The 8427-nt window shown below is 32.0% G+C and carries 7 protein-coding genes; 3 read left to right on the forward strand and 4 right to left on the reverse strand.

Going from position 1 to position 8427, the window contains the following annotated elements; all coding sequences use genetic code 11:
• Nucleotides 1-468: 468 nt before the first annotated feature.
• The 4 genes from ABXQ82_RS14790 to prfB form a co-directional block, all read right to left on the reverse strand.
• Nucleotides 469-2892 (reverse strand): TonB-dependent receptor, encoded by a 2424-nt coding sequence (locus ABXQ82_RS14790; RefSeq protein ID WP_367061351.1) that lies wholly within the window; start codon nt 2890-2892, stop codon nt 469-471.
• Nucleotides 2893-2979: 87 nt separating this feature from the next.
• The gene (gene arsC / locus ABXQ82_RS14795) at nt 2980-3321 is read right to left on the reverse strand and encodes an arsenate reductase (glutaredoxin) (RefSeq protein ID WP_367061354.1); all 342 of its coding nucleotides are present in this window, start codon (nt 3319-3321) and stop codon (nt 2980-2982) included.
• Nucleotides 3321-3935, reverse strand: coding sequence for an HAD family phosphatase (locus ABXQ82_RS14800; protein WP_367061357.1), 615 nt, complete (start codon nt 3933-3935; stop codon nt 3321-3323). Before ABXQ82_RS14800 ends, arsC begins: the two co-directional genes overlap by 1 nt.
• A protein-coding gene (prfB, locus tag ABXQ82_RS14805; protein WP_367061360.1) for a peptide chain release factor 2 occupies nt 3935-5045 on the reverse strand; the annotation gives its coding sequence in 2 pieces (ribosomal slippage) (nt 3935-4981 and nt 4983-5045; 1110 coding nt in all). Before prfB ends, ABXQ82_RS14800 begins: the two co-directional genes overlap by 1 nt.
• A 154-nt stretch (nt 5046-5199) precedes the next feature.
• Here prfB and ABXQ82_RS14810 point away from each other — a divergent pair.
• The 3 genes from ABXQ82_RS14810 to ABXQ82_RS14820 all read left to right on the forward strand — a co-directional run bounded on the left by ABXQ82_RS14810 (nt 5200) and on the right by ABXQ82_RS14820 (nt 8073).
• Nucleotides 5200-6234, forward strand: a complete 1035-nt coding sequence (locus ABXQ82_RS14810) for a glycosyltransferase (protein ID WP_367061363.1) — start codon at nt 5200-5202, stop codon at nt 6232-6234.
• Between the two features lie 6 nt (nt 6235-6240).
• On the forward strand, nt 6241-7257 hold the full coding sequence (locus tag ABXQ82_RS14815) for a glycosyltransferase (protein ID WP_367061366.1): 1017 nt from the start codon (nt 6241-6243) through the stop codon (nt 7255-7257).
• Nucleotides 7258-7368: 111 nt separating this feature from the next.
• Nucleotides 7369-8073, forward strand: a complete 705-nt coding sequence (locus ABXQ82_RS14820) for a class I SAM-dependent methyltransferase (RefSeq protein ID WP_367061369.1) — start codon at nt 7369-7371, stop codon at nt 8071-8073.
• The last annotated feature ends 354 nt before the right edge of the window (nt 8074-8427 follow it).

Below are 8427 nucleotides of genomic sequence, written 5' to 3' on the forward strand. Positions count from 1 at the left end.
TCTATTCGTGCAATTATTCTTTGTCATTATTTCACGAATTTCAAACGGATGTAACCCATTTATTCGTGCTTATTTGTGAAATTTGTGGCTTATTAATTTTAACTATTTTGAATTTGAATGTGATAGTTGAAAAAACTGTTAATAAATTTTAATTTAGTATTGTAAAACAAGTCACTTTGTAGTAACTTTGCAACAGAATAAAAAAGACACATACCATTATGTTTGAATTTGACCAGTATTTAGGATTTTTAGCGTTCTTAGGCATTTTAACCTTAGGATTTTGGTTGATGATATTTTTGTTAACCTTCGTTATTCCTTATTGGATAGGAGGTTCCTTAATTGAAAGATTAAAAGAAATTAGGGAAGAAAAGAAAGCTAAACGTTTACAGAGTTAGAACATAATTGAATGATTATATAAAAAAAGGAAGCAAATTTGCTTCCTTTTTTTATGCGTTATAGTATCGTTATTTACAGCTCCATACCGTTTCCACCATCAAAGTCGCCACCTCGCTCACGTTTTTTCTGCTGGTTAAATCTATATGTAAAAGATAAGTTGTAGATACGCCCACCTCTAAACTGAATTTCTTGATATGCCGTAAAAGTTTCTGCTGTAATATTATTACTAAAGAAAGCAGTATTAAAAATATCTCTTATATTAAATGCAATCGATGCTTTCTCTTTAAATAAGTCTTTGCTAAAAGCTAAATTTGTTGAAAATATTCCATTTCTATCATTTTGTGCATCCTTCCTAGGCCCCCTATAATTTATGTTAGTCTGCCAGTCGATAGCATAAGGCAATGTTAATTTATTGCTTAATCTAGCTGTCCATGTCAAGTTATCTGCTCCTAAGTCTATACCATTAAAACTACCATCCCTTTTCAAATTATAAATATTGAAATCAGTATTTATGCGCCATTTTTTAGTCGGACTATAATTCACATTAAACTCAAACCCAACACGTTCATCTGTTCCTAGATTTACTGGGCCTCTTTCAATAACCGGAAATTCTTCACCATCTACAATTACAGATTCGCCAGTTTTTCTACTTACAAAACTCATCACATCTGTAGCATGGGAATAATAAACTGAAGTTGATAATGTAACTTTGCTAAATCTGTTAATATAACCCAATTCAAAAGTGCTGGCATAAGATGGTATCAATCCTGGATTTCCTTGAAACACGTTTGTAACACTAGAGCGAGAAGGGAAGGGGTTTAGCATAAAACCTCTTGGTCTTCTTATTCTTCTATTATATCCCAAACTTAAACTTTGTGTTTCGCTAAACTCGTAGTTTAAATTTACGGTAGGGAACAAGCCAGTAAATTTTTTTCGTTCAAAATCTCCAGATGTAGGTTGGTCCAAAGTCAATTTTGTATCTTCTAACCTTAAACCTAATAAATAGGAGAACTTTCCAGTTTTACTGCCAAATTGAGTGTATAAGGCATTTATATACTGCTTAAAATTAAATAGGTTCGTAAGGTTGTTATTAATGACGAAATCCCCAGAATCAGGATCGAAAAGAGAGACTTCAAAATCTGTTGATCTGGTATCAAAACTGCCGCGATATCCCATTTCAATTTGACTTTTTTCTCCAACAGGAACCACATAATCGGTTTGCAATAAAATATCGGATTGATCTTCTATGGTTGAAACAATTTCAGAATCTATTCCATTCACATTTATAACCGAGTTTTGATCTTCATCACTATTTTCATATTGAAAATCGAAAGAAAATTTATGGTCTGTTTTTTCAAAGTTTTTTGTGAAATTTAAGGAATATTGAATGGTTTTAGAATCTTCCATTTCGGGGTCCAATCTAAAACTTTCACTAGTTGTATTAGTCACTTTATTAAACTGAGCGAGTCTATTTATAGAATTATTATCAGAACTATTATCCGTGTACACCACCGAAGTTGTTAAAGATGCAGAATCGTTTATGTACCATTCTATACCGGTGTTTGTGGTTAATCCTTTTCTTGTATCTGTCCAATCTCGTCTTTCATCCAAATCAGGCGTGTTAATGTCAAAATACTTCACATCGTTATACCATCTCCCAAGTCTTTCATTATAATGATAAGACGAGGTATTAAAAATGTTGATATTTCCAGTTCTATAATTAATATTTCCAGAAATACCTGCAGCATCAGGATGGCCAACATTAGTGGTTATAGAACCGTTAAGTCCTTGTAACTTACTACGTCTTAAAATTATATTTAGAATTCCTGCGGTTCCTTCAGCTTCATATCTCGCAGATGGGGAAGTTACCACTTCCACTTTTTCAATAGCATCGGCAGGTAACTGTCGTAAAGCGTCGGTAGAGTTTAAGCCTACCAAACCAGATGGTTTTCCATTAATTAATATCCTTACATTATCGTTGCCTCTCAATGCTACATTGCCTTCTGCATCTACAGAAACGGAAGGTACATTGTCCAAAACATCACTAACTGTACCACCGCTAACCGTTAAATCTTTTCCAACATTGTATATTTTTTTGTCTAAGCGAATTTCTACGGTTGTCTTTTCGGCAATAACTTCAACCGCTTCCAGAGCTTCTGTGTCTAACTCCAATTCAAAAACGCCTATGTTTTCAGGTTTAATAACCTTTCTGTCATTAAGTGTAATGGTTTTAAAAGAAATATATTCAATAGAGATGTTGTACATACCAGTATTTACTGGAATACTGAAATTGCCTTTAGTATCGGTAATGCCGCCTGTAACTATTTTGTTTAAACGCTTGTTGAAAAACGAAATTGTGGCATATTCAAGAGGTTGCTTGGTTTCTTTGTCAATTACTTTTCCTGTTAAAGTAACTTCTTTTTGTTGAGGTTTTTGCGCAAATGAGGATGCCGAAATAAAGCTAAATATTATGAGTAATAAAGTGATTTTACGCATGTCCAGTTTTTGCGATTAAGACACCAAAATTAGAACTTAGTTTATCCGTGATGGGTTAAATGTTTGTTAAAAGAATAGCTTTAAAATTTACAAAATATCTAATATGATTTCAGGAGGTCTGCCAATAACGGCTTTGTTTCCATTAATAACTATGGGACGTTCAATTAATTTTGGATTTTTGACCATTGCCGTTATAATAGCATCATCAGTGAGCGTTTTATTTTTGAAATCTGATTTCCAAACAGCTTCGTTTTTTCTAACTAAGTCTATTGGTTTGATATTTAGAAGGTTGATGATTTCTTTCAATTCTTCCTCTGAAGGAATATCTTCAAGATATTTAACAACCTCAAATTCTTTTCCTGATTTTTCGAGTAAATCCAATCCGCAACGAGATTTACTACATCTGTTATTATGATAAATTTTAATCATTATAAATTGATATTATATGTTTTTAAATCTGAAATTAATTGTTCTGGATTTTTAAAATGAACGCCATTAATTCCTAAGGCATTAGCAGCTTCAATATTTCTTAAATTGTCATCAATGAAGATGGATTTTTCTGCTGAAATGTTGAATCGTTTTAAAGTGATTTCAAAAATATCATTATGAGGTTTTCTGGTTTTTTCTTCACCTGAAACCACAATCCCTTCAAACCAATTTAAAAAACCGAATCTTTTTTGAGCAATAGGGAAGGTTTCGCTACTCCAATTGGTTAAGGCAACCACTTTATAGTTTTCATTCTTAACAAATTTGTCAAGAATAGAAACTGTACCTTCTATGGCGCCACCAAGCATGTTTTCCCATTTTCCGTAATAGAGACGGATATAGTTTTCATATTCTGGAAATTGGGTTACCAAATCTTCGGTGGCTTGCTGTATTGGATAGCCTGCATCTTGGTTTTCATTCCAATCCATGGTGCAGATGTTTTTAAAAAACCAATCCATTTTTTCTCTATCGCCTTTAAAAGCATCCAAAAAAACATATTCAGGATTCCAATCAATTAAAACACCTCCTAAGTCGAAAATTATTGTATTTATCTTCATTACAGTTGGTTATCGTCTTCAATAGTTTGTCCCATTGCCATAAGGTAGGCTTTTAAAAATGCATCAATATCGCCATTCATTACAGCATCTACATTTCCAGTTTCATGTCCGGTTCTCACATCTTTTACCAGTTTATAAGGATGCATCACATAATTTCTAATTTGACTTCCCCATTCAATTTTCATTTTACCAGCTTCAATATCATCACGTTGCGCTAATTGTTTTTGGAGTTCAATTTCATACAATTGAGATTTTAGCATTTGCATTGCTCTAGACCTGTTATCATGTTGAGAACGTGTTTCTGAACATGAAATTTGAATCCCGGTAGGCTTATGGGTCAATTGCACTTTTGTTTCAACCTTATTTACATTTTGTCCACCAGCACCACTCGAACGGGCTGTTGTAATATCAATATCGGCTGGGTTTATTTCAATTTCAATAGTATCATCAACCAAAGGATATACATAAACAGAAGCGAAACTTGTATGGCGTTTTGCGTTACTATCAAAAGGGGAGATACGTACCAAACGATGTACGCCGTTTTCACCTTTTAGCCACCCAAAAGCAAAATCGCCTTCAATTTCTAATGTAACTGTTTTGATTCCGGCAACATCGCCTTCTTGAAAGTTGAGTTCCTTTACTTTAAAACCACTTTTTTCGGCATACATCAAATACATGCGCATGAGCATACTGGCCCAATCGCAACTCTCTGTACCACCAGCACCTGCGGTAATCTGTAATACTGCGCTTAAGCTATCGCCTTCTTCAGAAAGCATGTTCCTAAACTCAATGTCCTCAAGTAAAGTAGCTGCCTTTGTATAACGATTTTCAACGTCCTGGGCAGTAGCTTCTTCCTCTTTAAAAAACTCGTAAATGACTTCGAGGTCTTCAATTAATGTTTGTAAATCTTTGTAGTCTTGCACCCATTTTTTCTTGACACGAAGCGATCTCATAATGGCTTCGGCAGCTTTTGGATCGTTCCAGAAATTTGGGTCGAAGGTTTGTTCCTCCTCGTTTTGTATTTCTATAAGTTTGGCATCTATGTCAAAGATAGTGCCTAAGTTTGTCGAGGCGGGTATTGAGATCTTTAATTTGATCGGATGTTATCATTGAATCTTTATTTTAGACAAAAATATGTTTTAATGTTCGAGATGAAAATTTATTGTGTGTAAATTTTAAAGGTTATTTAAGTGGCATTATCGAGTTTTTTAAGGTTATTCGTATTAATAACTATATTTTTAGCCCAATTAAAACCCAAATGAATATGAAACTTAGTGTTTTGATTCCTATGTACAATTCTGAAAAGTACATCGGGAACTGTTTAGATAGCCTCTTAAACCAAGACCTATTGGAAGATGATTATGAAATTATTGTTATGGATGATGGATCTAGTGATAATTCTGCTTCGATAGTTGAAACCTACACAGAGAAACATAAGAATATATTTTTACATCTTGAAAAAAATTCGGGTACTTATGCTACTCGTAACAAGTTGTTGAAATTGGCCAAGGGAGACTATGTTTTTAATTTGGACAATGATGATTATATAGTACACAATTGTCTTGGAACGCTACTTAAATATACAGCTAAAAATAACCTGGATGTTATAGGTTTCAACTCGATTTCCACCTCAGATATGGGATTGGTTCACCTTAAACTTGATAGTTCACTTAATGAAAATCTGCCAAAAGTTTACGATGGCATTCATTTTTTAAAAGACTTTAAATCAAGGCATATTATGGTTTGGTGGTATTTTGTTAGAAGAGAGTTTTTAATAGAAAACAATATAGTTTTTGTAGAAAACAACCCGCTAGAGGACGGTCCTTTTACATTTAATGTGTTTTTACACGCAAAAAGGGTAATGCATCTACCATTAGACATCCATAGATATGTGAAAGCTCCAGATTCTATTATGAAAAACCAGAGCGAAGCGCATATTGCCAGTATGATTGATAGCTATTTGGATATTATTAGAAGATACGAATTTCTTTCAAAAAAAGCATCCCAAATTAAAGATTCTAGAATAGATAAAGTAATGAAAACCGCAAAGTATTGGGGAGACCTAAATACCTATGTTTTAATACGTAAGCTGATTAAATTGAAAACATCAAAACATCAAATCAAATACTTAATTACAGAACTAGAACATACAAACGCCTACCCACTTTCTAATTTTATAGGACGTGAGTTTTCATCTTTAAAACATAAATTGATTGTTTTTGTTTTTAATCATAAAGGGCTTTTGTTTATTGCAATGCCTTTAGCTAAATTTTTGAATGAATTGAGACCAATAGAATAGGATTTTATGAAGCTGAGTATAATAATACCTGTTTATAATGTTGAGAAATACATTTCTAGGTGCCTAGATAGTATTCTTATTCAGGGTTTGGACATCAATGATTTTGAAATATTACTCATAAATGATGGTTCAACTGATAATAGTGTTTCTGTAATAGACCAGTACAAGTTAAAATATAATAATATAAAAATCCATAATCAAAAAAATGGAGGTGCAGGAAAAGCTAGAAATAAGGGAATTAGTTTAGCCTCTGGCGAATATATTTATTTTATAGATCCGGATGATTACCTAGCTAATAATGTATTAAAAAATATCTTATCTTATGTTTATAGTCTTAATTTAGATGTTTTAACCTTTAATACTATTGTAACAGATAATCCTGATTTGGATGAAACTAGTGTTAATGTAGAAGATATAAAACCATCGGAAGTTTATAGTGGAAAAGATTATATAGACTATTATGGTTTTAGAAATGAAGTTTGGTGGTACGTTGCAAAAAGTAAATATGTTAAGGACATAGGAGCTAAATTGGTTGAAGGTAGATTTTTAGAAGACGCTATTTATACCATATCTATAATTTTAAATTCTAACCGAATAGCACATTGGCCTGTTGCTGCCCATAGATATGTAAAAGTGTCAAATTCAGCTATGACCAGTAACGAGCCAAACCATTACCTTAAGGTTATTTATGACATGCAGAATGTGGCCGAATCTTATTATGATTTTATAAGGGATGTTGAAAATAAAGGTAGTATTAGCAGGGATGGTGTTCAAAGGTTGAAATCGCGTCAACAGTCATTTGTTTTCTTTATGATGGTTAGAATGTTAAAATCGACCATTAAATTGAAAGACGTAAAATCAATATTGAACAGCCTAGAAAATGTTGGGGCTTATCCCCTTAATTCATTTATTGGTAAAGACTATAGTAAAAAAACATATTTTATTTTATCTAAAATATTTAATTCTAAACCTCTTTATTATTTGATCTTTGGGGTATTTAACCCTATTTTAAAAAGGCTATGAATTTTTATCTAAAAATTATTATACCTAAAAAAACAATTAACATAACATTGAACTTTATTCTTAGAAATACAAAATATCAAATTTTAATAAATTTAATAAAACTATAATACCATGAGTGAATTTACCTCAAATCATTTTAATGAACAACTATATAACTTAGATGCTCCTTCTCAGATAGTACCAGAAATTATTAAAATTGTAAAGCCAAAAAGTGTTGTTGATGTTGGTTGCGGTACAGGTACATTTCTTCATTGTTTTAAGCAAAGCGGAATTGAGGAAGTTTTAGGAATTGACGGTCCTTGGGCAAATAAAGAGCTTTTACACAAGCACCTATCGCCAGAGGAGTTTAAAGAAATAGATTTAAACAAAGAAGAATTTAATTTAAATAAGAAATTTGATTTGGTATTGAGTTTAGAGGTCGCAAATCATCTTGAAGAAAAACAAGCTGATACTTTTATTGAAAATTTAGTTAATTCTGGAAAAATAATACTGTTTTCTGCAGCTGTACCTTTTCAAGGAGGCGATTATCAAATTAATTTTCAATGGTTATCATATTGGGAAAAGAAATTTCTTAAACATGATTATGTTGTTCATGACGTGTTGCGGCCTTTATTCTGGAATAACCCAAAAATATTTTGCTGGTATAAGCAAAATATGGTTTTAGTAGCTCCTAAAGATTTTGAATTTGAAAATAAAACTTTACAATCTGTTCCAAAGGAAATGAGAGATATTGTACATTATGAGCTTCACACAATGTTAAACAGTTCTAGATTATATACTGTTTTTAGAAAATTAAGAAGCTTGTTGGGAAAATAATTTGATTTAAAAGGTGATGTTTAGCTTCTAATACTTTTTAATATTATTGTGAGTTCACATAAGGTCTATGCATTATGCTGCAATTTAACGATGTTTTTTTTATGAAGCATGCTTCCGGTATGTGAACTCATATAAATTATAACTAAAACGGATCATTTAATTCGTTTCTTTTCGCGATTTCATTATTGGGTAATATGGTCTAAAATGGCTGGTGAATTTTAGATAAATAGGCACTATCCTAAAATCTGTGTAAGTTTCAAAACTCAGGGTTAAATTATTTATAGTTTAATCCTGTTTTCAAATATAGCTAAAAATTGGTTCAATATAATTCCCCAATTTCTAATTGGCATTGTC

The sequence above is a fragment of the Algibacter sp. 2305UL17-15 genome, assembly GCF_040720935.1.
Classification (GTDB): Bacteria; Bacteroidota; Bacteroidia; order Flavobacteriales; family Flavobacteriaceae; genus Jejuia.

Bases quoted from the DNA above. Each gene is read 5' to 3' on its own strand.
- arsC (WP_367061354.1), bottom strand. From the start codon at position 3,321: ATGATTAAAATTTATCATAATAACAGATGTAGTAAATCTCGTTGCGGA.
- ABXQ82_RS14790 (WP_367061351.1), bottom strand. From the start codon at position 2,892: ATGCGTAAAATCACTTTATTACTCATAATATTTAGCTTTATTTCGGCA.
- ABXQ82_RS14815 (WP_367061366.1), top strand. From the start codon at position 6,241: ATGAAGCTGAGTATAATAATACCTGTTTATAATGTTGAGAAATACATT.
- ABXQ82_RS14820 (WP_367061369.1), top strand. From the start codon at position 7,369: ATGAGTGAATTTACCTCAAATCATTTTAATGAACAACTATATAACTTA.
- ABXQ82_RS14800 (WP_367061357.1), bottom strand. From the start codon at position 3,935: ATGAAGATAAATACAATAATTTTCGACTTAGGAGGTGTTTTAATTGAT.
- ABXQ82_RS14810 (WP_367061363.1), top strand. From the start codon at position 5,200: ATGAAACTTAGTGTTTTGATTCCTATGTACAATTCTGAAAAGTACATC.